26 protein-coding genes are annotated in these 21,529 nt (G+C 61.6%); 7 read left to right on the top strand and 19 right to left on the bottom strand.

Going from position 1 to position 21,529, the window contains the following annotated elements; all coding sequences use genetic code 11:
• Positions 1 to 19 precede the first annotated feature (19 nt).
• A complete protein-coding gene (locus IP85_RS07095; protein WP_054148994.1) occupies positions 20 to 511 on the top strand; it encodes a peroxiredoxin in 492 nt (163 codons plus the stop codon).
• Positions 512 to 578: 67 nt separating this feature from the next.
• On the opposite strand, the gene IP85_RS07090 is transcribed toward IP85_RS07095, so the two are convergent.
• The 5 genes from IP85_RS07090 to IP85_RS21900 all read right to left on the bottom strand — a co-directional run bounded on the left by IP85_RS07090 (position 579) and on the right by IP85_RS21900 (position 3,170).
• Positions 579 to 887 carry a Dabb family protein gene (locus IP85_RS07090; RefSeq protein ID WP_054148958.1) on the bottom strand — a complete coding sequence of 103 codons (309 nt, stop codon included), beginning with the start codon at positions 885 to 887 and terminating at the stop codon, positions 579 to 581.
• A gap of 92 nt (positions 888 to 979) precedes the next feature.
• Entirely contained in the window at positions 980 to 1,450 is a 471-nt protein-coding gene (gene rnhA, locus IP85_RS07085; protein ID WP_054148957.1) for a ribonuclease HI, read from the bottom strand.
• Positions 1,447 to 2,412, bottom strand: coding sequence for a homoserine kinase (locus tag IP85_RS07080; RefSeq protein WP_054148956.1), 966 nt, complete (start codon positions 2,410 to 2,412; stop codon positions 1,447 to 1,449). The genes rnhA and IP85_RS07080 overlap by 4 nt, the downstream gene beginning before the upstream one ends.
• 130 nt (positions 2,413 to 2,542) lie before the next feature.
• Complete coding sequence (locus IP85_RS07075) at positions 2,543 to 2,977, bottom strand: type II toxin-antitoxin system HicB family antitoxin (protein ID WP_054148955.1); 435 nt, start codon at positions 2,975 to 2,977, stop codon at positions 2,543 to 2,545.
• Positions 2,978 to 2,981: 4 nt separating this feature from the next.
• Positions 2,982 to 3,170 (bottom strand): type II toxin-antitoxin system HicA family toxin, encoded by a 189-nt coding sequence (locus tag IP85_RS21900; protein WP_082347610.1) that lies wholly within the window; start codon positions 3,168 to 3,170, stop codon positions 2,982 to 2,984.
• A 127-nt stretch (positions 3,171 to 3,297) separates the two neighbouring features.
• On the opposite strand from IP85_RS21900, the gene IP85_RS07065 reads away from it, so the two are divergent.
• Positions 3,298 to 5,001 carry an EAL domain-containing protein gene (locus tag IP85_RS07065; RefSeq protein WP_245280819.1) on the top strand — a complete coding sequence of 568 codons (1,704 nt, stop codon included), beginning with the start codon at positions 3,298 to 3,300 and terminating at the stop codon, positions 4,999 to 5,001.
• A gap of 14 nt (positions 5,002 to 5,015) precedes the next feature.
• Here the strand turns inward: IP85_RS07065 and IP85_RS07060 are convergent, their stop codons facing one another.
• From IP85_RS07060 to coxB, 11 genes are all read right to left on the bottom strand, one after another.
• Positions 5,016 to 5,183 carry a hypothetical protein gene (locus IP85_RS07060; protein WP_153761662.1) on the bottom strand — a complete coding sequence of 56 codons (168 nt, stop codon included), beginning with the start codon at positions 5,181 to 5,183 and terminating at the stop codon, positions 5,016 to 5,018.
• 77 nt (positions 5,184 to 5,260) lie between these two features.
• The gene (ispH, locus tag IP85_RS07055; protein ID WP_054148952.1) at positions 5,261 to 6,265 is read right to left on the bottom strand and encodes a 4-hydroxy-3-methylbut-2-enyl diphosphate reductase; all 1,005 of its coding nucleotides are present in this window, start codon (positions 6,263 to 6,265) and stop codon (positions 5,261 to 5,263) included.
• 4 nt (positions 6,266 to 6,269) lie between these two features.
• Entirely contained in the window at positions 6,270 to 6,635 is a 366-nt protein-coding gene (locus IP85_RS07050; protein WP_054148951.1) for a DUF1304 domain-containing protein, read from the bottom strand.
• 72 nt (positions 6,636 to 6,707) lie between these two features.
• Entirely contained in the window at positions 6,708 to 7,451 is a 744-nt protein-coding gene (locus tag IP85_RS07045; RefSeq protein ID WP_054148950.1) for an SURF1 family protein, read from the bottom strand.
• A 7-nt stretch (positions 7,452 to 7,458) separates the two neighbouring features.
• Entirely contained in the window at positions 7,459 to 7,842 is a 384-nt protein-coding gene (locus IP85_RS07040) for a DUF983 domain-containing protein (protein WP_054148949.1), read from the bottom strand.
• A 141-nt stretch (positions 7,843 to 7,983) separates the two neighbouring features.
• Positions 7,984 to 8,859: a cytochrome c oxidase subunit 3 gene (locus tag IP85_RS07035; protein WP_054148948.1), complete on the bottom strand. Its 876-nt coding sequence runs from the start codon at positions 8,857 to 8,859 to the stop codon at positions 7,984 to 7,986.
• A gap of 55 nt (positions 8,860 to 8,914) precedes the next feature.
• Positions 8,915 to 9,502: a cytochrome c oxidase assembly protein gene (locus IP85_RS07030; protein ID WP_236759361.1), complete on the bottom strand. Its 588-nt coding sequence runs from the start codon at positions 9,500 to 9,502 to the stop codon at positions 8,915 to 8,917.
• A gap of 35 nt (positions 9,503 to 9,537) precedes the next feature.
• Complete coding sequence (locus tag IP85_RS22630) at positions 9,538 to 9,672, bottom strand: hypothetical protein (RefSeq protein WP_054148946.1); 135 nt, start codon at positions 9,670 to 9,672, stop codon at positions 9,538 to 9,540.
• Entirely contained in the window at positions 9,672 to 10,628 is a 957-nt protein-coding gene (locus IP85_RS07020; RefSeq protein ID WP_054148945.1) for a heme o synthase, read from the bottom strand. The genes IP85_RS22630 and IP85_RS07020 overlap by 1 nt, the downstream gene beginning before the upstream one ends.
• Positions 10,629 to 10,718: 90 nt before the next feature.
• The gene (ctaD, locus tag IP85_RS07015) at positions 10,719 to 12,377 is read right to left on the bottom strand and encodes a cytochrome c oxidase subunit I (RefSeq protein ID WP_054148944.1); all 1,659 of its coding nucleotides are present in this window, start codon (positions 12,375 to 12,377) and stop codon (positions 10,719 to 10,721) included.
• Between the two features lie 14 nt (positions 12,378 to 12,391).
• Entirely contained in the window at positions 12,392 to 13,276 is an 885-nt protein-coding gene (coxB, locus tag IP85_RS07010) for a cytochrome c oxidase subunit II (protein ID WP_150127435.1), read from the bottom strand.
• A 326-nt stretch (positions 13,277 to 13,602) separates the two neighbouring features.
• Here coxB and IP85_RS07005 point away from each other — a divergent pair, with 326 nt between their 5' ends.
• From IP85_RS07005 to IP85_RS06995, 3 genes are all read left to right on the top strand, one after another.
• Positions 13,603 to 14,133 (top strand): invasion associated locus B family protein, encoded by a 531-nt coding sequence (locus IP85_RS07005; RefSeq protein WP_040300248.1) that lies wholly within the window; start codon positions 13,603 to 13,605, stop codon positions 14,131 to 14,133.
• A gap of 111 nt (positions 14,134 to 14,244) precedes the next feature.
• On the top strand, positions 14,245 to 15,660 hold the full coding sequence (gene tldD / locus IP85_RS07000) for a metalloprotease TldD (protein ID WP_054148942.1): 1,416 nt from the start codon (positions 14,245 to 14,247) through the stop codon (positions 15,658 to 15,660).
• Positions 15,657 to 16,085 (top strand): VOC family protein, encoded by a 429-nt coding sequence (locus IP85_RS06995; RefSeq protein ID WP_054148941.1) that lies wholly within the window; start codon positions 15,657 to 15,659, stop codon positions 16,083 to 16,085. The genes tldD and IP85_RS06995 overlap by 4 nt, the downstream gene beginning before the upstream one ends.
• A gap of 50 nt (positions 16,086 to 16,135) precedes the next feature.
• On the opposite strand, the gene IP85_RS06990 is transcribed toward IP85_RS06995, so the two are convergent.
• Both IP85_RS06990 and soxR read right to left on the bottom strand, forming a co-directional pair.
• A complete protein-coding gene (locus tag IP85_RS06990) occupies positions 16,136 to 17,452 on the bottom strand; it encodes a D-alanyl-D-alanine carboxypeptidase (RefSeq protein ID WP_054148940.1) in 1,317 nt (438 codons plus the stop codon).
• Between the two features lie 214 nt (positions 17,453 to 17,666).
• Positions 17,667 to 18,110, bottom strand: a complete 444-nt coding sequence (soxR, locus tag IP85_RS06985; RefSeq protein ID WP_054148939.1) for a redox-sensitive transcriptional activator SoxR — start codon at positions 18,108 to 18,110, stop codon at positions 17,667 to 17,669.
• A gap of 79 nt (positions 18,111 to 18,189) precedes the next feature.
• Between soxR and IP85_RS06980 the strand changes: the two genes are divergently transcribed.
• Both IP85_RS06980 and IP85_RS06975 read left to right on the top strand, forming a co-directional pair.
• Positions 18,190 to 19,680, top strand: a complete 1,491-nt coding sequence (locus tag IP85_RS06980) for an MFS transporter (RefSeq protein ID WP_054148938.1) — start codon at positions 18,190 to 18,192, stop codon at positions 19,678 to 19,680.
• Between the two features lie 85 nt (positions 19,681 to 19,765).
• Positions 19,766 to 20,812 carry a polysaccharide deacetylase family protein gene (locus IP85_RS06975; RefSeq protein WP_054148937.1) on the top strand — a complete coding sequence of 349 codons (1,047 nt, stop codon included), beginning with the start codon at positions 19,766 to 19,768 and terminating at the stop codon, positions 20,810 to 20,812.
• A gap of 15 nt (positions 20,813 to 20,827) precedes the next feature.
• Here the strand turns inward: IP85_RS06975 and pdxH are convergent, their stop codons facing one another.
• Entirely contained in the window at positions 20,828 to 21,448 is a 621-nt protein-coding gene (gene pdxH, locus IP85_RS06970; protein ID WP_054148936.1) for a pyridoxamine 5'-phosphate oxidase, read from the bottom strand.
• Positions 21,449 to 21,529: the final 81 nt, after the last annotated feature.

The raw sequence follows: 21,529 nt of genomic DNA, 5'->3' as shown, positions 1-21,529 counted from the left end.
ACCAAGCGAGGACGATTTCATGACCATTGCCATTGGCGACAAGCTGCCCCAGGCCACCTTCAAGGAAAAGACCGCTGACGGTCCGGTGGAGATCACCACGGAACAGCTGTTTGCGGGGAAGAAGGTCGTCGTCTTCGCCGTTCCGGGTGCGTTTACCCCCACCTGCACGCTGAACCACCTGCCGGGCTACCTGGAAAACCGTGATGCGCTGATCGCGCGTGGCGTCGACGACATCGCCGTCGTCTCCGTCAACGACTGGCATGTTATGGGCGCTTGGGCTCAGCATTCGGGTGGCCAGGGCAAGATCCATTTCCTCGCCGACTGGGACGCCTCCTTCACCAAGGCACTCGGCCTTGACATCGACCTGTCGGGCGGCGGGCTCGGCGTACGTTCGAAGCGCTATTCGATGCTGATCGAGGATGGCGTGCTGAAGAGCCTCAACATTGAAGAGAACCCGGGCCAGGCAACGGTCTCCTCTGCCGCCACGATGATCGAGCAGCTCAGCGCCTGAGCCATCAAGAGATTTGTTAGAACTGGAGAGGCTCGGGAAACCGGGCCTCTTCTCGTCTTGGGAAGCGTCAGTGCGCCAGATCGAAGACGAGGATGCCGGCCAGGCCACCATCGGTTGCGCCGACGATGCGTTCGCCGACTTCGACATGCTTCGGATGCTTCAGATAGTAGTCGCGGACCATCTCGTCCTCGAAGGTGACGATGAAGCCGTCATTGTAGCCGCCTGCCAGCCCTTCCGGAGAGACATTTGCCCCTGCCTTCACCTCCAGCATGCCCGGTACCACGTCCTTCAGATCGGCAATGGCCGCATAGATCGCCTGCTTCTCGGCCTCCTGGACGGCCGCCTTGAAGCGCAGGAACACGCAGTGCTGGATCATGGATGTCTCCCGAATGTTGTTTTGACGGGAGCATAGGGGCAACAGGGGAAAGGGCAAGGGGATGATGCGTGGCGCCCTCCTCGCCCCTTCGATCACTTCACCATCAGGGACTTGGGAAAGCCGCCCGACTTCTTGAACGGCTCCATGCCCTTACGGGCAAGCTCGTCGGCGCGTTCGTTCTCCGGGTGGCCGGCATGGCCCTTGACCCAGTGCCACTTCACCTTATGGCGCTGGTTGGCGACGTCAAGCGCCTGCCAGAGCTCGCCATTCTTCACCGGCTTCCTGTCTGCCGTCTTCCAGCCGTTCTTCTTCCAGCCGAAGATCCACTTGGAGATGCCGTCCATCACGTATTTGCTGTCGGTGTAGAGGTCGACTTCGCAGGCGTCTTTCAGCGCATTCAGCGCAGTGATCGTGGCGAGCAGTTCCATGCGGTTGTTGGTGGTGTCGGCCTCGCCGCCCGAGAGTTCCTTCTCGGTTTCGCCGTAGCGCAGCACAGCACCCCAGCCGCCGGGGCCGGGATTGCCGGAACAGGCACCGTCTGTGTAGATCTCGACATGTTTCATGCAATCAGTCCGTATTCCGAGGCATTGGTGACGGCGCGGTGGAAGCGCAGCTTCTTCAGATATTCGAGCGGGTCCTTCTTGACCACCAGGGCTCCGGCGGGCGTCGTCAGCCAGTCATAGAGACGGGTCAGGAAGAAGCGCAGTGCGGAGCCGCGGCAGAGGATGGGCATGGCCTCGATTTCGGCGGCCGACAGCGGGCGCACCGACTGGTAGCCCTCGATCATCGCCTTGCCCTTGGTGATGTTGTAGGCGCCATCTTTCTCGAAGCACCAGGAATTGAGGCAGATCGAGAGGTCGTAGACCAGGAGATCGTTGCAGGCGAAATAGAAGTCGATCAGGCCCGACAGGGTGTCGCCGAGGAAGAAGACGTTATCCGGGAAGAGATCGGCATGGATGACGCCAGCGGGCAGGTCCTTCGGCCAATGGGTCGAGAGGAAGTCCAGCTCGGCGCCGATCTCGGCTTCCAGCCCCTCCTCCACCTCGTCGGCCCGTGCCTCGGACTTTGCCCAGAGCAGCTGCCAGCCTTCAAGCGACAGGGCATTCGGACGCGTAAGCTCGAAGCCTTCGCCGGCGATGTGCATCTTGGCAAGGGCTGCGCCCACTTCGCGGCAATGCTGCGCCTCGGGCTTTCTCAGCCACATGCCTTCGAGGAAGGAAATCAGCGCTGCCGGACGGCCTGAGAGCTCGCCGAGCAGTTCGCCGTCCTCGCGTGGCAGGGGCAGCGGGCAGTTGAGCCCGCGCTCCGAGAGGTGATGCATCAGGCCGAGAAAGAAGGGCAGGTCGGACTTTTCGACCCGCTTCTCGTAGAGCGTCAGGATCAGCGGGGACTTCGAGGTGTGCAGCAGGAAGTTGGAATTCTCCACGCCTTCGGCGATGCCCTTGTAGGAGAGCAGTTCGCCTGCATCATACTGCGCCAGAAAGGCCTTGAGGTCGACTTCGTTGATATCGGTATAGACTGCCACAGCGTGAGGTTCCGTGCCGCTTCGGGGATGAAAGCAGTCCTATAACGGGCGCGGCGCCCATGCCAGCCCTGCTGCGACACGGGGCACAGGAAATGGTACTCACAGGTGCTGAGATCGCATGACTGCAATGTCACGCTGAGAGCGCATAGCCCCGGATGTTGTTCGGATTGTTGTCGCTCGTCATCTGCTGCTCTGCCGCCCTGGCCAAGAAACCAGAGCGCGTCAGACCATGCGCCTCGGCATGGGCGTCAATGGCACGCAGGAGGTCTTCGGCCAGAGTGATGTTGACGCGGACTGCCTTCTTCGCAGGGGTTCTCAGCGGGATGAGAACGGCCACGGCATCGCTATTTCCAGGATCAGACATGATTGCCTCGAGCGACGAAGGCTCCGGAATGGCCTCACCATCCTCAATCATGCCTTCGACATGGAATGCCAGAGCTTCCTCCGCCATGCGGCGTGCATCGTCCAGATCCGTACCCGCCGTGGCGACACCGGGGAAATCGGGGAAGGAGACGCCGTAATCGCTGTCGGGATCCTTGTGAATGAGGCCAATGAAATTCTGCATGAGCTCACCTCAGCTTCAACGAAGACTGTTTCTCGATGTTTTTCAGGGTGCCGATTGGCAGATCTCTCTTCGGATGAGGGACAGTGACGCGGCCGGGCTTCTTCTCATGCTTGAACTGCACATGACTGCCCTTGGTGGAGACTTCATACCACCCGTCAGCTTTCAACGCGGCGATAACTGCTGAACTCCTCATGTTAAATACTATACACACCCGATGCACACTTCTCAAGATGCCCACCCTGTGCCGATCTTGGACGAACACTTTACGAACTGCTAATATCGATCCGATAGCATTTCCGAAACAACGCGGGACTGTTGCAATGGATCTCCCTCCGACTGCTCGCCTGGCACATGACTTTGCTGCGACAATGAACCTCGCGCTCATCGTGGTCGACAGCCAAGGCAACATCCGCTTCGCCAATGCCGCCTTCTGCGCCATGTTCGGGTACGAAGCCGAGCAGGTTCATGGCCGGCAGATCACGATGATCATTCCTGAGCGCATGCGCGGCGCCCATTCTGCCGGCATGGCCAATGCTGCGTCGGGCGCCAAGCCGGGGCTGGCGGGAAAACCGGTCGAAGTGTCCGCGCTGAAGAGCGACGGAACGGAATTTCCGATCGAGATCACGCTTTCCATGTGGACTTCAGAGGGCGAATTCTGGGCCGGGGCCACCATTCGTGACATCTCCGAGCGGCGCGAGCGCGACGCGCGGTTGATGCGCCTTGCCTCGCATGACACGCTGACCGGCCTGCGAAACCGCCACGAATTCATGACCGTTCTTGCTGAAAAGCTGTCGTCGGGTGCTGCCTGCTCTCTCCTGATGATGGATCTGGACGGCTTCAAGGACGTCAACGATATGCATGGCCATCTTGTCGGTGACAGCCTCCTGCAAGCGGTCGGGGTGCGCCTGCCCTATCTGCTCGGCGACAAGACGGTGATCGGACGCCTCGGCGGCGACGAGTTTGCAGTGCTCTTCGCCGACAGTGGTGATCCGGTCGTTGCAGAAAGAGAGGCAGCGCGAATTCTCGACGCCTTTCGCAAGCCCTTCAGCCTTGGTGGTCTGGAGCTGGAACTGGGGGCGAGCATCGGCATAGCGCTTGCGCCTGCGCATGGACGTGAGGCCGAGGAATTGCTGGCCTCGGCCGATTTTGCCCTCTACCGCGCCAAGGCGGCCGGCGGTCGTGCCTATCGGTTCTTCGAGACATCCATGTGCAACGAGAGCCAGGCCAAACGCGACATGCGCGACCGGCTGCGCCGCGCGTTGCACAAGAATGAACTCGAAATCTATTACCAGCCACAGGTGGATCTGAGCACGCGCAAAGTGGTCGGTTTCGAAGCGCTGATCCGATGGAACCATCCCGACCTCGGTCTCCTCTTGCCCGGCGCATTCCTGCCTTCCCTGGAGCAAAGCTCATTGGCCAGCGATATCGGCTGGTGGACCATCGAAGAGGCCTGCCAGGTGGCGGCAGACCTCAATCGGCAGGACGGCCGATACCGGATCGCCGTCAATCTTTTCCCGCAACAGTTCCGGTCGCCACATCTATGCGACCGTGTGAGCGATGCGCTGGAACGCCACCAGGTGGCGCCGGAGTGGCTGGAACTGGAGATCACCGAAGAGGTGGCGTTGAACGATGCGGACGCGAGTGTGCAGGCTCTGAAGGCGATCCGCGATATCGGCGTTGGCGTCGCCTTTGACGATTTCGGGACAGGTTTTGCATCGCTGAGTTCGTTGCAGCGCTACCCGCTGACCACCCTGAAGATTGACCGAGGCTTCATCCGCGACATTCGCACGCGCACCTCGGACGCGGCAATTACCCGCGCGCTCGTCGCGATGAGCACGGAAATGGGCTTGCGGACGGTGGCCGAGGGGATCGAGGGCCCCGAACAAGAAAGCGTCTTGCGCGATATCGGCTGCCAGGAAGGCCAGGGTTATCTGTATGGTCGGCCGATGCGGAAAGAGGATGCGCTGAGATGCATCAACAATGCTGGAACGATCGGCAAACCCCTCCGCGTCAACGGGCTCTGACGTCCGTGTTCAAGCTAGTCCGCGCGGAGTTGCAGAAGTCGGCCGGTTCTGGTCTTGGCGGCAATCTGCTTCTTGCCAAAGGCGCAGTCGAAAGTTTCCGCCAGCCGGCCCTTATCTATGCTGTTGGTGGCTAGCCGCGCCTGTGAGCCGGCCAGTTGCGAGCGCGATCTTGTTTCAGCCATCAGGCCATCGAATCTCATGGCGAGCTTCGGAGACTTGCGCTGCAGGAGGCACTCAAAACTTCAGACTGCGCGGCAGGTCAGCCATTGACCCAGGCCATATCCTCTCGTGTCAGTTCGACATCGCGCAATTCGCGGTTAACGAGGAAATGTTCGTTTTCTTCCGCGGTGATGGCCAGTTCGACCTTGGCATCGAAGCGCTGGCGGAAGGCATCGATGATCTCGTCGACGATGACCTCAGGCGCTGAGGCGCCGGCGGAAATGCCGAGCGTTCCGATCTCGCCGATTTCGGACCAGTCGATTTCGGATGCGCGCTGGACCAGCATCGAGCGCGTCGCCCCTGCCCTCAAGGCGACTTCGACGAGGCGCTTCGAGTTCGACGAATTGGGAGCGCCGACGACGATGAAGAGATCGCAGCCGGGGGCGGCTTGCTTTACGGCTTCCTGGCGGTTGGTCGTCGCGTAGCAGATGCTATCGGCGGAGGGCGCCGTCAGGTTGGGGAAGCGCTCCATGAGGCGGGCGATGACGCCTGCCGTGTCATCAACGGACAACGTCGTCTGCGTGACATAGCCGAGATTGTCGGGATTGGCGGGCTCGTAGGCATCCGCATCCTCGACCGTTTCGATCAGCGAGACGCTTCCCGGCGGCAGCTGGCCCATGGTGCCAATGACTTCCGGATGGCCTTCGTGACCAATCAGGATGACATGGCGGCCAAGGCGCTCATGGCGCATGGCCTGCTTGTGGACCTTGGAGACCAGCGGACAGGTGGCATCGAGATAGAAGAGGTTGCGGCTTGCCGCATCCTCCGGCACCGATTTCGGCACGCCATGGGCGGAGAAGACCACCGGCTGCTGGCGATGTTCGGCGGGGATCTCGTCGAGTTCCTCGACGAAGATCGCGCCCTTGGCTTCCAGCCCCTCCACGACATAGCGGTTATGCACGATCTCGTGCCGCACATAAACCGGCGCGCCATAACGCTTGAGGGCGAGCACGACGATCTGGATCGCGCGATCGACGCCGGCGCAGAAGCCGCGCGGGCCGCAAAGCCTGATCGTCAGAGGGGGGCGGTTCAGGTGCATGTTCATCGGTTCAACCGGCAATCAGGACAGCGATAATGGCGAGTGCCGCCGGAAGAGCCTGAATGACAAAGATCTTCCGCGAGGCCGTTGCTCCCCCATATAGGCCCGCGACCAGTACACAGCCAAGGAAAAACAACTGAATTTGAAAACCGAAGGCGACATCCGGGTGCAGCAGGCCCCAGATCAGGCCTGCGGCGAGGAAGCCGTTATAGAGGCCCTGGTTGGCCGCCATGACCTTGGTCGCTTCGGCCTGTTCGGGTTTCATGCCGAAGGCACGGCGGCCGGTCGGCGTGGTCCAGAGAAACATCTCGAGGATCAGAATATAGATGTGTTCAAGCGCGACGAGCGCGACCAGTGTCGAAGCGAGATAGGACATGCATGTACCCCTTGGCGGCGATCGATCGGGACCGCACGGCCTTGCGTGTTTAGCCGAAAAGCTCTCTTCGGACTATCGGGTTTTGCGCCTGAACAGACCTGCGACCGCGACGGCCACGAGGGCAACTGCCAGACCGTACCAGGTGATGACATATTGCATGTGATTGTTGGGCAGGTCGATCTGCGTCACGCCGCCCCGGGGCAGACCACCGGCGACCGGGGTCGAATCGGCATCGAGGAAGAAGGGCAGAACGCGATCGGCCGGCAGATCCACGGAAGCGGCCATGCGGCTTAGATCCTTCCAGTAGAAGATGTTCGCCTGCTCGTCATTGTCGGGAACAAGCGAAGAGGGCTTTTCCGTCAACTCCGCCCGGGCAAGGCCGGTGACCGTCTGCGCACCTTCGATCTGTCCTTCGGCACGTCCGGCGGACTCCTTGCGGTCATAGGGAACGAAGCCGCGGTTGACGAGGAGATAGCGGCCGTCCGCGAGTTCGAGCGGGGTGTAGATGTAAAAGCCTGACTGGCCCTGGAAGGTCGCCAGGAAATGGCGCTCCTTGTCATGCAGGTAGCGGCCGCCGGCGGTGGCGTGACGATAGTCGACAGGTTCGCCGGTCGAGAGCAGGCGCTCCAACGTGGCAACATCCACGGGGGCGGCCGTGCTGCGTTCCTGGATGTCCGCGAGCAGACTTTCCTTCCAGTGCAGCCGGTTGACCTGCCAGGTGCCGAGCGACAGCAGGATGGCGAGCGCTGCCGGCACCAGAACCAGGGCAAGCCAGAAACGCCAGGTGCGGCGACCCTCGCGATTTGCCTCGTTCATCCGTGTCTCAGCCACGATCGATCACCCCTTGGGAGGCATTGTGCTTGTATTGCAGGGCGATCAGCAATGCCTTCAGGAAACGCATGAGCCAGAGAGTCAGCGCCACACCGAGCGGAGCAAAAACGAGGATGTGCAGCCACATCGAGGGCTGATAGGTGAGTTCCACCCAGACCGCGAAGCCAACGACGAGCAAGTCGGCAAGCAGGATGACGAAGATTGCCGGACCATCGCCGGCGTCGACCCAGGAGAGATCGAGGCCGCAGGAATTGCAGCGTGCCCTCGGTTTACTGAAGCCGTCGAAGAGCTTGCCATTGCCGCAGCGGGGGCACGACGCGGTCAGGGCCGCCTTGACCGGATCCACCGGCGGGAATTTTGCGCTGTCTTCGGTCACTGAACCTCTCCTTGATGCTGCTACGTGTCCCCGGCCAACCCTTAGAGCAAGCAGTGGTTCCCGACGAGTGCCGGATCGTCGCACGGGCCGAAAACACGAAGGGCGGCTTTCGCCGCCCTTCTGAAACTTTCGTCACCCGGATCAATGGGCGAGCGGTGCACCCCAGTCGCCCCAGATGTAGATGGCGAAGAAGAGGAACAGCCAGACCACGTCGACGAAGTGCCAGTACCAGGCGGCGGCTTCGAAGCCGAAGTGCTGCTGCGGGGTAAAGTGGCCGGCAAGCGCACGGAACAGGCAGACGATCAGGAAGATCGTACCGACCAGAACGTGGAAACCGTGGAAGCCCGTCGCCATGAAGAAGGTCGCGCCATAGATCGAGTTCTTGAAGTCGAAGGGCGAGACTGCGTATTCATAGGCCTGCACGAAGGAGAACAGGACGCCGAGCAGCACGGTCAAGAGCAAGCCGTAGACGAGGCCCTTGCGGTCGTTGTGCAGCATGGCATGGTGGGCCCAGGTCACACAGGTGCCCGAGAGCAGCAGGATGACGGTGTTGTAGAGCGGCAGGTGCCAGGGATCGACAACCTCGATGCCAACGGGCGGCCACTGGCCACCGGTGAACTCGACGCGGCTCGTCTGGATCGCTTCGTTGGCGAAGAGGCTGGCATCGAAGAAGGCCCAGAACCAGGCAACGAAGAACATCACTTCAGAAGCGATGAACATGATCATGCCATAGCGCAGGTGCAGCGACACGACGCGGGTGTGATGACCTTCGTGGGCTTCCTTGATGGTGTCTGCCCACCAGGCGAACATGGTGAAAAGCACGATCGCAAGGCCGATGTAGAAGAGCCAAGGGTTGGCCCAATCCACGCCGAACAGGTTCAGCGAACCGCCGTTGAGGTAGCGCATGTAGCCGACGCCACCGAAGGTGAGGACGAAGGCGCCGATCGAGGCCAGAAGCGGCCAGGGGCTCGGATCGATGATGTGGTAGTCGTGGTTCTTCTGGTGCGCTTCGGCCATTTCAGCAATCCCCGAATGTCAATTTCATTACGAGTTCCGGCGAGCCGGAGCCCTCTCACAGTTTCGGCTGTCCTTTGTCTTCCTCGACCGCGAGTGCGGCCACCGGCGCCTGATCTGCGCGCGGATAGAAGGTGTAGGACAGGGTAATCGTTCCGATGCCCTTTGTCTCATCCGCCTCGACGATGGCGGGGTCGACGAAGAAGACGACCGGCATTTCCAGTGTCTCGCCCGGCTGCAACGTGGTTTCAGTGAAGCAGAAGCACTGGACTTTATTGAAGTAGGCTCCGGCTTCGCCGGGGGTGACGTTGAAGACTGCCTCACCCGTGACCGGATGGGGCGAATTGTTCGTCGCGGTATAGGTGATCTGAACGGTCTCGCCGATCTTCGGCGTCACCTTCTTGTCGACCGCCTTGAAATCCCAGTTCAGACCGGACGCTGCATTGGCGTCGAAGGTCACGTTGATCGTACGATCCAGGACAACGTCCGAGACCTGCTCCACCCGCTGGGTCGTGCCGCCATAGCCGGTCACCTGGCAGAACAGCTGATAGAGCGGAACGGCCGCATAGGCCATACCCACCATGCCACCGACGAAGACGACACAGGCGGTCGCTACGCCAACATTGCGGCGGTTCGAAACCTTGATGTTCTCGTTCGATACAGTCACGGTGCGAAGCCCCTTTAACCCACGTTGCCGATCTTGATGATGGTTACGACGTAGAAGATCACCACCAGAGCTGCGAGCACCACGCCAAGCGCGATGTTGCGGCCGCGACGGGACTTCTTCTGCTTGTCATTCAGTTGCACGGTCTCCATCAGGCGGCACCTCCGAGGCTTGCCGCAAAGGGCGCGACGTAGAAGTCGATCATCAGGGCCGAGAAGATAGCGAAGAGATAGAAGATCGAATAGGCGAACAGCTTCTTGGCCGGCACCATCTTTTCGTCGCCGTCGGCCATGCGCCAGACGGCGATGGAACAGTGCACGAAGATTGCGCCAAGAAGGGCTGCTACAATGCCGTAACCGATCGAAGACAGGCCGGTGAAGGTCGGCAGCACGCCGGTGATGGCCGTCAGCACGGCGTATACCGCGATCTGACGCTTGGTCGACGGGATGCCTGCGACGTTCGGCATCATAGGCACGCCGACATCACCGTAATCCTTCATCTTGAACAGCGCGAGCGCCCAGAAATGCGCCGGCGTCCAAAGGAAGATGATCATGAAGAGGATGAAGCTGTCGAGCGACACACCACCCGTCACGCAGGCCCAGCCGACCATGGGCGGAAAAGCGCCTGCCGCACCGCCGATGACGATGTTCTGCGAGGTCGAGCGCTTCAGCCACATCGTATAGACGACGGCGTAGAAGAAGATGGTGAAGGCGAGCAGACCGGCGGCAAACCAGTTCACGGCGAGGCCAAGCACGCCGACCGAAAACACCGAAAGCACGAGGCCGAAGGCGAGCGCCTCTTCCGGCGTGACGCGACCGGCCGGTACCGGACGGGTCGCCGTGCGGCTCATGATGGCGTCGATGTCGGCATCGTACCACATGTTCAGCGCGCCGGATGCGCCGGCGCCAACTGCGATGCAGAGGATCGCGATGAAGCCGATGATCGGATTGATTTCGCCGGGCGCAAGAACCAGGCCGGCAAGCGCCGTGAAGACGACGAGCGACATGACCCGCGGCTTCAGGAGCGCGAAGAAATCGCGCGGGTTCGCTTCGGACAGGCGAACCTCGCCTTCGATGCCGAATACGTCGCGATTGTCGATGACCGTCATGCTTTCGAATTCCGTCTTTCGTTTGGCTTTGCGGGCGCCGCGATCCCGAAGATCGCGACGCCCGTTAGCGTTTCGCAGGTTAGGCGCTGCCTACTTGATCTTCGGCAGCTGTTCCCACTGGTGGTACGGCGGCGGCGAAGACAGCTGCCATTCCAGCGTGGTCGCACCTTCACCCCAGGGGTTGTCGCCAGCGACGCGCTTCTTGGCGAAGGCTTCGAAGACGCCGTAGAGGAAGACGAGAACCGCAAAGGCCGAGATGTAGGAGCCGATGGAAGAGACATAGTTCCAGCCGGCATAGGCATCCGGATAGTCGATGTAGCGGCGCGGCATGCCGGCAAGGCCGAGGAAGTGCTGCGGGAAGAACACCAGGTTCACGCCGATGAACATGACCCAGAAGTGAAGGTGGCCAACGAACTCGTTGTACATGTAGCCGGTGATCTTCGGGAACCAGTAGTACCAGCCGGCGAAGATCGCGAAGACGGCGCCGAGCGACAGAACGTAGTGGAAGTGGGCCACGACGTAGTAGGTGTCATGCAGCGAACGGTCGAGGCCGGCATTGGCGAGCTGGACGCCCGTGACGCCACCGACGGTGAACAGGAAGATGAAGCCGATCGACCAGACCATCGGGGTCTTGAAGGTCAGCGAACCGCCCCACATCGTTGCAATCCACGAGAAGATCTTGATGCCGGTCGGCACCGCGATGACCATGGTTGCGAAGAGGAAGTAGCGCTGCGCCTGGAGCGACAGGCCGACCGTGTACATGTGGTGAGCCCACACGACGAAGCCGACGGCACCGATGCCAACCATGGCATAGGCCATGCCGAGGTAACCGAAGACCGGCTTCTTCGAGAAGGTCGAGATGATGTGGCTGACAATGCCGAAACCGGGCAGGATCAGGATGTAGACTTCCGGGTGACCGAAGAACCAGAACAGGTGCTGGTAGAGAACCGGGTCACCACCGCCTTCAGGCGAGAAGAAGGCCGTGCCGAAGTTGCGGTCGGTCAGCAGCATGGTGATGCCGCCGGCGAGAACCGGGAGCGACAGCAGCAGCAGGAAGGCGGTGACCAGAACGGCCCATGCAAAGAGCGGCATCTTGTGCAGCGTCATGCCCGGAGCGCGCATGTTCAGGATCGTGGTGATGAAGTTGATTGCACCGAGGATCGAGGACGCACCGGAGACGTGAAGCGCGAAGATCGCGAGGTCAACCGCAGGTCCAGGCTGTCCAGAGGTCGCCAGCGGCGGATAGAGCGTCCAGCCGCCACCGACGCCATAGGCGCCTGCCGGACCTTCGACGAACATCGAGAGGACGAGCAGCAGGAAGGCCGGGACGATCAGCCAGAACGAGATGTTGTTGAGGCGCGGGAAGGCCATGTCAGGAGCGCCGATCATGATCGGGATCATCCAGTTGGCGAAGCCGCCGATCAGCGCCGGCATGACCATGAAGAAGATCATGATCAGGGCGTGCGCCGTCGTGAAGACGTTATACATGTGCTTGCCGCCGTCGATGGCAGCATCACCTTCGAAGCCATAGACCATCTGGGCCAGACCGTGGAAGATCTGGATGCCAGGGTCCTGGAGCTCCATACGCATGGCAACCGAGAGGGCGGCACCGATGATACCCGCGACGATCGCGAAGATCAGGTAGAGGGTACCAATGTCCTTGTGGTTGGTGGACAGAAACCAGCGAGCGAAGAAGCCCGGCTTATGGTCGTGATGTGCGTGTTCGTCGTGGGCAACAGAGCCAGCCATTGACCTCACTCCTCTCAGTTCGTTGTGTTTTCGGCAGTCTGGACGGCGGGAGCGCCGTCGACAGCAGCCATGAGAGCGCGGTTGGCGCCCGACAGATCCGAGGTCGCAGCCTCAAGCCAGGTCGCATACTGCTCGTCGGTGACGACGCGGATGGCGATCGGCATGTAGGCATGGTCCTTGCCACACAGCTCCGAACACTGGCCGTAGTAGAGACCTTCACGGTCGGCGCGGAACCAGGTTTCGTTCAGGCGGCCCGGGATGGCGTCGATCTTGATGCCGAAGGCCGGCATTGCGAAAGCGTGGATAACGTCGGTGGGGGCGGCCGTGACCAGCAGACGAACCGTCTTGCCGACGGGAACGACGACTTCGTTGTCGACGGCCAGAAGGCGCGGATAACGTGCGACATCTTCCTTGCCGGCGTCGGCGCGGTCGGTTTCCTTCAGCATGTAGCTGTCGAAGGAGACGGCCTGCTCGCCCTCATATTCGTAGGACCAGAGCCATTGGGTGGCGGTCGCCTTGATGGTGATGTCGGGGTTTTCCGGCATCTTCAGCTGGTAGGTCAGCAGGTTGAAGGACGGGATCGCAATCGCGAAGAGAATGAGAACCGGAGCAACCGTCCAGACGATCTCGATCGTCGTATTGTGGCTCGTCTTCGACGGCACCGGATTGGCGGCGGCGCGGAACTTCACGACAACGACGATCAGGAGAATCAGAACAAAGATGGTGATCGGAACGATGAACCACAGTGTGTACTGCTCGAACCAGCTGTTGAACTCCATGATGGAGGTGGCTGGTTCCTGCATACCCATCTGCCAGGGCTTCGGCTGATCGGCGAAGCCTACAGAAGCGAAAAGCAGACAGGCCAAGGCGGCCAAGGCTGCATAGGTTCTCTTCATCACGGTTTGGTCTCCCACAAGCGCTTGATCCACATCAAACCATAGCGCAAAAATCATGCTAGTGTCGCCGTTTCAAATCACAGATTGGCCGCAATCGCAATACGCCCGCGCGAAAGGCGGTGCGGCATTTTTGCGCTTCATCAAATACATGCGACCGCGATACACAGGCTTTAACCAGTTGGGGCACCATGAGGCGCAAGATTGCGCTTCTACATCCAAAAACGCAGTCCCAATTATGCCGCACTCGACCTTAAAACAGGGGTCGGGGCTTCCATTTGCGGACCCTCGCGACAAGAATGTCGTCAATGATTCGTTTTCCAGAGGTTTTCATGGGTCTGCCTAGACTTGCCTGGTCGAGCCTGACCGCGAGCGCCGTGCTGATGGCCGCACTCGCCACTCCGGCGCTGAGCCAGCAACCGCAACAACAGCCGGGCTCGATCCGCTCCAACCACGGCGCCTGGTCTGTCATCTGCGACAAGCCGGCCGGCGCTTCGGAAGAACAATGTGCGCTGATGCAGAACGTTATTGCGGAAGACAGGCCGGAAGTCGGCCTTTCCGTCGTCGTGCTGAAGACCGCTGATCGCAAGGCCCGCATCCTGCGCATTCTCGCACCGCTCGGCGTTCTCCTGAAGGACGGCATGGAGCTCTTCGTCGACGGCAACAATATCGGTCGGGCCTATTTCACCCGCTGTTTCTCAGAAGGCTGCTATGTCGAAGTCGAGATCGACGAAGAGCTGATGAAGATCCTGCGGGCCGGCAAGGCAGCCGTCTTTGCGCTTCGCGAATCGGCAGACCAGGACCGCGTCGGCATTCCGATCGAGCTTGCCGGCTTCGGCGAAGGCTATGACACACTGCCGTAAGGGCGCGGTCGCCTGATCGTGATGACATTATAGACAGGGGCAAGTCCGGCGGGCTTGCCCCTCTTTCGTTGCGCGCCTACATGCTGAAGGCCAGCGCCCAAGGAGACATTCATGACCCAGGACCTTCTCTCCCTCTTCGATTGCGACGAAGCCACGCTGACGCGGCGCGTTGCGGATGCTCTCAAGGGCGCCGACGACGGAGAGTTGTTCGTCGAACATGCCCAGGCGGAATCGCTGACCTTCGACAATGGTCGCCTGAAGGGTGGCTCTTTCAACACGGACCAGGGGTTCGGCCTGCGCGCCGTGGCCGACGAAGCGGTCGGTTATGCCCATTCCGGTGAATTGTCGCTAGCCGCCCTCTCCCGTGCCGCCGACGCCGTCGGTGCTGTGACCCATGGCTATTCCGGCTCGTATGCGACGGCGCCACAGCGGACCAATGCCAAACTCTATGGTGACGGCAACCCGATCGGCTCCCCGACCTTCGAGGAGAAGGTGAAGCTGCTCTCGGAGATCGATGCATATCTGCGCGACAAGGATCCCAAGGTGCGGCAGGTCACGGCAACCGTCGGCGCAAGCTGGCAGGTGGTCGAGATCCTGCGTGCCGACGGCCACCGGGTGCGCGACATCCGGCCGATGACCCGCATCAACATTTCCGTTGTCACCGGCCAGGGCGACCGCCAGGAAAGCGGCTCCTTTGGCACTGGCGGCCGCATGAGCTTCAACGAGTTCCTAACCGAGGAGAGCTGGCGCCGTGGTGCCGACGACGCATTGCGTCAGGCGCTGATCAATCTCGAAGCCCAGGAGGCGCCGGCCGGCACCATGGACATCGTGCTCGGCAATGGCTGGCCGGGCGTCATGCTGCACGAGGCAGTCGGCCACGGGCTGGAAGGTGACTTCAACCGCAAGAAGACGTCGGCCTTTGCCGGCCTGATGGGCGAGATGGTGGCGGCTCCTGGCGTCACCGTCGTTGACGATGGCACGATCAACGACCGGCGCGGATCGATCACCGTCGACGACGAGGGCACGCCGTCCGCCTACAACGTTCTGATCGAGAACGGCAAACTGGTCGGCTACATGCAGGACCGGCAGAATGCCCGGTTGATGGGCATGAAGGCGACCGGCAACGGCCGTCGCCAGGGTTATGCCCACCAGCCCATGCCGCGCATGACCAATACCTACATGCTCTCGGGCGACAAGACGCCGGAAGAGATCATCGCCTCGGTGAAGAAGGGCATCTATGCCGTGTCCTTCGGCGGCGGTCAGGTCGACATCACCTCGGGCAAGTTCGTCTTCGGCTGCACCGAGGCCTATCTGATCGAAAACGGCAAGATCGGCGCACCGGTCAAGGGCGCCATGCTGATCGGCAACGGTCCCGATGCAATGAAACGCATCTCCATGATCGGCAACGACACCAAACTCGACACCGGCATCGGCAATTGTGGCAAGGCCGGTCAATGGGTCCCCGTCGGCGTTGGTCAGCCGCATCTGCGGATGGACCAGATCACGGTGGGCGGGACGAAGGCTTGAGGGAAAACGCGCTCGTCCCCGAACTCGCGGTCAGTGACTGGCGGACGAGCCGCGCCTTCTATTGCGAACTTCTTGGATTCGAGGTTGCCTATGAGCGGCCCGAAGAGGGCTTCAGTTTTCTGACCCTCGGAGACGCGCAACTGATGATCGACCAGATTGGGATCGGGCGGACCTTCGAGGTTCAGGACGCTCCTGTCGCACGGCCCTTCGGCCGTGGCCTGAACATTCAGATCCTGGTGCCGCAGGTTACGCCCGTTCTGAAGCGGCTTGCTACGGCCGGAGTGTCTCTATATCTGCCGCTCGAAGAGAAGTGGTACCGGCGCGGCGATCGTGAGGTCGGCAACCGGCAGTTCGTCGTGCCGGATCCGGATGGTTATCTGCTAAGGCTCTACGAAGACTTGGGTGAACGCGATCTAGACCGCTAGCCTTCGCAGTCACCACTAGATAGCCGCTGCGGAAGCCTGCATCGAGCCCCTCACCCCCGCGCGGGCATCAGGACGCAGTCGTAGCGCTGGCGCACCAGCTTATCGCAGGCCGCACGAGCCGCTTCCTTGGTCTCGAATCCGGTGAAGCGGGCGCGGTAGAAGGTGATGCCGTTGCGGGTGACCATTTCGGTATAGGTGTCGAGCCCCTGAAGCGGGCCACCGACCTTCTGGCGGGCCTGGGACAGCAAGTCCATGGCTGCCTGGGCGGATGTCGCGGCGGCAATCTGGACCTGCCACCTGCGTTCGAAAGACGTCGAAGGCGTGCTGGCGGTCTGCTGCGGGTCGACGGCAGCAAAGCGGCTTGCCGGTGTCGCGACGAGGTCTGCGGTTTCGGCCTGTGACGATGGCGCATAAGCCGAGGCGGTGCCCGGCGTCGCGGTCCCTGTGGCTCCGGCGAGCCCCTGCACTGCGGCCAGCGCCGACTGGCGTGAAACCGGAACCGGCACCTCGTCGCCAAGGCGGGCTAGATCCATCTGCGCGCCGGTCGAACGGGAGACGAGAAGCTGTTGGCCGGTCGAGGCCTTCTTGATGCTGGCGTCGATCAGACGCTCCATGATCTTGTCGCGGCTGGCAGCCGTGCGGCCGCCCATGACGACGCCGATGACGCGGCGGCCATCATGCTCGACTGCGCTGACCAGATTGAAGCCTGACGCGTTGGTATAGCCGGTCTTGATGCCGTCCATGCCCTTGTAGCGATACATGAGGTTGTTGTGACCGTTGATCGTCTTGCCGCGGAACTTGAAGCTCTTGGTGGCGAAGAGTTCGTATTCCTTCGGGAAGTCGCGCATCAGGGCGACACCGAGGGTCGACATGTCGCGGGCCGTGGTAAACTGCCGGGGATGCGGCAGGCCGGAGGCATTGAAGAAGGTGGTGTTCATCATGCCGAGCGAACGGGCCTTGCGCGTCATGAGGGCCGCAAAGCCCTCTTCACTGCCGCCGATCTTCTCGCCGATCGCAGCCGAGGCGTCATTGGCCGAGCGGACGATCATGGCGAGTACGGCTTCGCGGACGGTGATGCTGTCGCCTGCCTTGACGAAGAGCTTGGTCGGCGGGCGGGAGGCGGCATGTTTCGAAAAGGGAACGGGGCTATCCCAGCTGAGCTTGCCGGCCTTGATCGCGTCGAAGACCATGTAGACGGACATCATCTTGGTCAGCGATGCCGGGTGATTGAGCACGTCCGCGTTTTCGGAGGCGAGGACTTCGCCGGTGCGGGCATCGAGCAGAAGCTGGGCACTTCCTGCCTGGGCTGTCGTCGAGAGGGAGAGGATCGCCACGCAAAACGAGAACGCGATCAGCAACTTGCTCATGAAAACTCCAATGCCGCCCGGATTTCAATGATGACTGCGACTGGTTCGATTCGATCGACCCGCCGTCTTCGGGTTGAGGCCCTATGGCAAGAATGGGGCGACAATCAGCCGATCGGAATCAAATGCAACCATCGATCCACAGAAGGTCGCCCGATCATGGTCAACAGATGGTTAATCGATTGCGCGAATGCTGGCACGGACGGTCACGAAGGCGTCAGCGGGCGAAGGTCACAGCGCCAGTCCCTTCTTCACCCAGCCGGTCTGCGGGATTGACCAGCTGGCAGCGCTGGAGAGACAGGCAGCCACAGCCAATGCAGCCGTCGAGATCGTGCCGCAGGCCTTCGAGAATGCGGATGCGCTGGTCGAGCCTCTCGGCCCAGCGGGTGGCAATCTCACGCCAGTCTTGGGGCGTCGGCGTGCGCTTCTGCGGCAGTGCGGACAGCGCCGCGGCGACTTCCGAGAGCGGAAGCCCCACCTCTTGCGCGGCGCGGATCAAGGCGAGCCTGCGCAGCACGTCGCGGCCGTAGCGGCGCTGATTGCCGCCCGTCCTGTCGGCGAAGATCAGACCCTTGCGCTCGTAGAAATGGATGGCGGACACGGCCAGTCCGCTGCGGCGGGCGACATCTCCGACGGTCAGATGGTTTTTTTGTTCGGGCATGGCTTTACCTCAACCTTTGTTGAGGTTGTAGCATCGCGTCAAATCGCATCCAATGCCATTTCGCAAAGTGAGTTCACGAATGACCGACAGCACGACCGACAAATCGGCCGGCCCTTCCCTACCGTCGATTCCGGACATGATTGATGAGTTCAAGACGCCGCCGAGCGAGCCGGGCGGCTGGCTCGATCTTCTGTCGCGCGAACACCTATCCACCACGCTGATGCTGAGCATGGGGGTTGCGCTCTTTGCCTTTAACGGCTTCTTCGTTTCCACCGTGCTGCCGAGCGCGATTGCCGAGATCGGCGGCGGCCACCTCATCGCCTGGTCCGTCTCACTTTACCTGATCGGGTCAATCGTCGCCGGCGTGACCGCAGCCCAGTTCAAACAACGCTTCGGCGCCCGCCGCGCCTTGGTCGTGGCGACACTGGTCTTCCTCGTCGGCACTCTGACGGCAGCGTTTGCGTCGACGATGGAGCAGGTTCTGCTCGGGCGGCTCGGACAGGGGCTCGGCGAAGGCGTGGTCGCCGCGATCTGTTACGCGCTCATTCCAGCCCTCTATCCGTCGCGTCTGGTGCCCAAGGTCTTTGGCGTGGAAGCGCTGGTGTGGACATGTGCTTCCTTCGGCGGACCGTTTGCGGCCGGCTGGCTGGCGGAGAGCTTTTCCTGGAGGACGGCCTTCCTGATCAATCTGCCGTTCGGGCTCGTCTTTCTTCTTCTCGCACTGTTCACGGCAAGGCCGCGTGATGAGACAGTCGCCGCGTTTGCCAGGGTGCCGCTCTCCCCGCTGGTGCTGCTGTCAGTGGGCCTTCTGATGATCCTGTCCTCAGGAGTGATGGCCGAGCCTCAGACCTCGGCCGTGCTCGTAGTGTTCGGCATTGCCCTTCTGGTCGCAAGCGTTCGCCGCGATCGGGTACTTCCAACGGGTCTGATGCCCGCGGAAGCCTTTGGTCTTTCGTCAACGGTCGGGGCGGGTCTTTGGCTGGTTCTTCTCATGCCCGTCGCCCAAGCGACCAGCAGCGTCTATTTCGTCTTGGGGCTGCAGCATGGCTTCGGCTTCGGTCCGCTGGCGGCCGGTGGGCTTGGCGCGATCATGGCGATGAGCTGGAGCCTGGTCGCCGTACTCGTTGCTCATGTCGGGACGGAGCGCGCGCGGCGGCGGGCAATCGAGTCCGGACCGCTCCTGCAATGCTGCGGCATGCTCCTGGTTGCCCTCGGCTTTCAGCAGGGATCGCTTTTCCTTCTGGTCACGGGCCAGATCGTGGTCGGTGCGGCTTTCGGCGCCAGCTGGGCCTTTCTGAGCCAGATGCTTATGGAAACGAGTACGCGTACCGAGCGAGACAAGACTTCGGGGCTCATTCCGACGCTGCAATCGGCGGGCTTCGCAATCGGTGCGGCCTTTGCCGGCCTGGCGGGCAACAGTCTCGGCTTGGCAGAGACCTCTACAAGCGAGACCTCCCGGGCCGCTTTCTCGGCGACATTCCTCATTCCGGTACTGTGGACGATCCCTGCCATGCTGCTTGCTCGACGGGCAACCCGGCTGGCTGCGGAGCTGCCGCCGCATTTGCCATAATATTAAGACGACGTGTTGAACCTGCCTTAAGGGTTCGGGGATAGCCTGTCTGGCATTGCAGTCAATGACATTTCAGGCAGAGGTTATGGCGGGACGGTTCAAACATAAGCTGAAGCGAGTGGCAATCACGGGGGGGCTGGAGGCGTCCTTTCTGTTGTCGCGGCTCGGGCTGGCGGGTGGCCTTCGGGGCCGCGGGGTGATCTTCACGCTGCATCACGTCCGGCCGGCCGATACCAGACCGTTCCAGCCGAACCGGCATCTCGACATCACGCCCGACTTCCTCGACGCAGCGATCCAGACGCTAATCCGGCGCGGCTATCGCTTCCTCCGACTTGACGAGGTGCCGGTGGCTCTTGCCGAACCCGAAGGCGGACAGCCCTTTGCCGTCTTCACACTCGACGACGGGTTTCGCGACAATCGCGACCATGCTCTGCCGGTCTTCGAGCGCCACGGGGTTCCTTTCACCATCTTCGTCTGCAAGGGCCTTTCGGAGCGCAGCCATACGATGTGGTGGGAGACGCTTGCGGCCCTGATCGGGGCCCGGCAAAGGGTGGCTCTCTGCCTGCCGGCAGGGCGGATAGACATCGACTGCAGCTCGACTAGCGCCAAGTGTGCCGCATTCGACGCCGCCGCGCGCCTGCTGATGGCGGGCGACGAAGCGAAGGGAGTGGCGCAACTCGATGCGGCGGCGAATGCTGCCGGTATCAACCCGCATGCGCTGGTCTCCGAAGCCATCATGGATCGCGAGGAACTTGCCGCCCTGACCCGCAACCCGCTGGTCTCCTACGGAGCGCATACCGTGAGCCATCGCGGCCTCGCCGATCTTAACGACGAGGCATTGTTGCAGGAGTATAACGAGAGCGCCGAATATGTTGCCGGCATCACCGGCACGCGCCCCGTCACCTTCGCTTATCCTTATGGCGATGCGCGGAGCGCAACGGTCCGGACGGCAGGCTATGCCGACTGGGCGGGCTTCAAGCTGTCGGTGACCACACGGCCGGGCACATTGACGCCCACCTCGATGGCGAGCCCGCAGCTTCTGCCGCGGATCTCGCTGAACGGGCTCTATCAGAAGCCGCGCTATGTCGAGGCGCTGGCGTCGGGGCTGCCTTCGAAGCTTGTCGGCGGCTGAGCCCATCCCCCCTGATCAGGGATACATCCGGACCTTGGACCAGCCGTCGCCTTCCGCGTCGCGACGGAACTCGATGCGGTCATGCAGGCGGAACTTGCGATCGTGCCAGAACTCGATCGAGCGCGGAATGATGCGGAGACCCGACCAATGGGGCGGGCGTGGGACGTTTCCGAGCGCATATTTCGCGGTGTATTCGGCGACCGCCTTTTCCAGCGCGAAGCGGCCTTCGAGCGGCCGGGACTGCTTCGAAGCCCAGGCTCCGATCCGGCTGCCAAGCGGCCGGGACTGGTAATATTCGTCGGCCTCCTCATCGGAAACCACCTCGACATCGCCCCTCAGGCGGATCTGGCGGCGCAGCGATTTCCAATGAAAACACATGGCTGCCTTTTTCTGGCCGAGAATTTCCTGTCCCTTCTGGCTCTCGAAATTCGTGTAGAAAACGAAACCCCTGACATCGAAACCCTTGAGCAGCACCATACGGACATTCGGCAGGCCATCCGCATCCACGGTGGCGAGTGCCACCGCATTGGGATCGTTGATCTCCGAGGCCTCGGCATCCTTCAGCCAGGTGGCGAAGAGCGCAAAGGGTTCGCTCTCTTCGGTGAAGTCACCAGTTGTTAACCCGATATCTGACATATTGTGTAAAATGCTCCCGATATGCATATTGGCCGTCGATGACGAAGCACTGGATCGCAGGCCCCTTGGCAGACATAGCAA

The organism is Rhizobium sp. AAP116, assembly GCF_001295785.1.
Classification (GTDB): domain Bacteria; phylum Pseudomonadota; class Alphaproteobacteria; order Rhizobiales; family Rhizobiaceae; genus Allorhizobium.
This window is presented reverse-complemented; position numbering and strand designations above follow the sequence as displayed.

Excerpts from the sequence above, each read along its gene's own strand:
- IP85_RS07095 (WP_054148994.1), top strand. The coding sequence starts at position 20 with ATGACCATTGCCATTGGCGACAAGCTGCCCCAGGCCACCTTCAAGGAA.
- IP85_RS07090 (WP_054148958.1), bottom strand. The coding sequence starts at position 887 with ATGATCCAGCACTGCGTGTTCCTGCGCTTCAAGGCGGCCGTCCAGGAG.
- rnhA (WP_054148957.1), bottom strand. The coding sequence starts at position 1,450 with ATGAAACATGTCGAGATCTACACAGACGGTGCCTGTTCCGGCAATCCC.
- IP85_RS07075 (WP_054148955.1), bottom strand. The coding sequence starts at position 2,977 with ATGCAGAATTTCATTGGCCTCATTCACAAGGATCCCGACAGCGATTAC.
- IP85_RS21900 (WP_082347610.1), bottom strand. The coding sequence starts at position 3,170 with ATGAGGAGTTCAGCAGTTATCGCCGCGTTGAAAGCTGACGGGTGGTAT.
- IP85_RS07065 (WP_245280819.1), top strand. The coding sequence starts at position 3,298 with ATGGATCTCCCTCCGACTGCTCGCCTGGCACATGACTTTGCTGCGACA.
- IP85_RS07060 (WP_153761662.1), bottom strand. The coding sequence starts at position 5,183 with ATGGCTGAAACAAGATCGCGCTCGCAACTGGCCGGCTCACAGGCGCGG.
- ispH (WP_054148952.1), bottom strand. The coding sequence starts at position 6,265 with ATGAACATGCACCTGAACCGCCCCCCTCTGACGATCAGGCTTTGCGGC.
- IP85_RS07050 (WP_054148951.1), bottom strand. The coding sequence starts at position 6,635 with ATGTCCTATCTCGCTTCGACACTGGTCGCGCTCGTCGCGCTTGAACAC.
- IP85_RS07045 (WP_054148950.1), bottom strand. The coding sequence starts at position 7,451 with ATGAACGAGGCAAATCGCGAGGGTCGCCGCACCTGGCGTTTCTGGCTT.
- IP85_RS07035 (WP_054148948.1), bottom strand. The coding sequence starts at position 8,859 with ATGGCCGAAGCGCACCAGAAGAACCACGACTACCACATCATCGATCCG.
- IP85_RS22630 (WP_054148946.1), bottom strand. The coding sequence starts at position 9,672 with ATGGAGACCGTGCAACTGAATGACAAGCAGAAGAAGTCCCGTCGCGGC.
- IP85_RS07020 (WP_054148945.1), bottom strand. The coding sequence starts at position 10,628 with ATGACGGTCATCGACAATCGCGACGTATTCGGCATCGAAGGCGAGGTT.
- ctaD (WP_054148944.1), bottom strand. The coding sequence starts at position 12,377 with ATGGCTGGCTCTGTTGCCCACGACGAACACGCACATCACGACCATAAG.
- IP85_RS07005 (WP_040300248.1), top strand. The coding sequence starts at position 13,603 with ATGGGTCTGCCTAGACTTGCCTGGTCGAGCCTGACCGCGAGCGCCGTG.
- tldD (WP_054148942.1), top strand. The coding sequence starts at position 14,245 with ATGACCCAGGACCTTCTCTCCCTCTTCGATTGCGACGAAGCCACGCTG.
- IP85_RS06990 (WP_054148940.1), bottom strand. The coding sequence starts at position 17,452 with ATGAGCAAGTTGCTGATCGCGTTCTCGTTTTGCGTGGCGATCCTCTCC.
- soxR (WP_054148939.1), bottom strand. The coding sequence starts at position 18,110 with ATGCCCGAACAAAAAAACCATCTGACCGTCGGAGATGTCGCCCGCCGC.
- IP85_RS06980 (WP_054148938.1), top strand. The coding sequence starts at position 18,190 with ATGACCGACAGCACGACCGACAAATCGGCCGGCCCTTCCCTACCGTCG.
- IP85_RS06975 (WP_054148937.1), top strand. The coding sequence starts at position 19,766 with ATGGCGGGACGGTTCAAACATAAGCTGAAGCGAGTGGCAATCACGGGG.
- pdxH (WP_054148936.1), bottom strand. The coding sequence starts at position 21,448 with ATGTCAGATATCGGGTTAACAACTGGTGACTTCACCGAAGAGAGCGAA.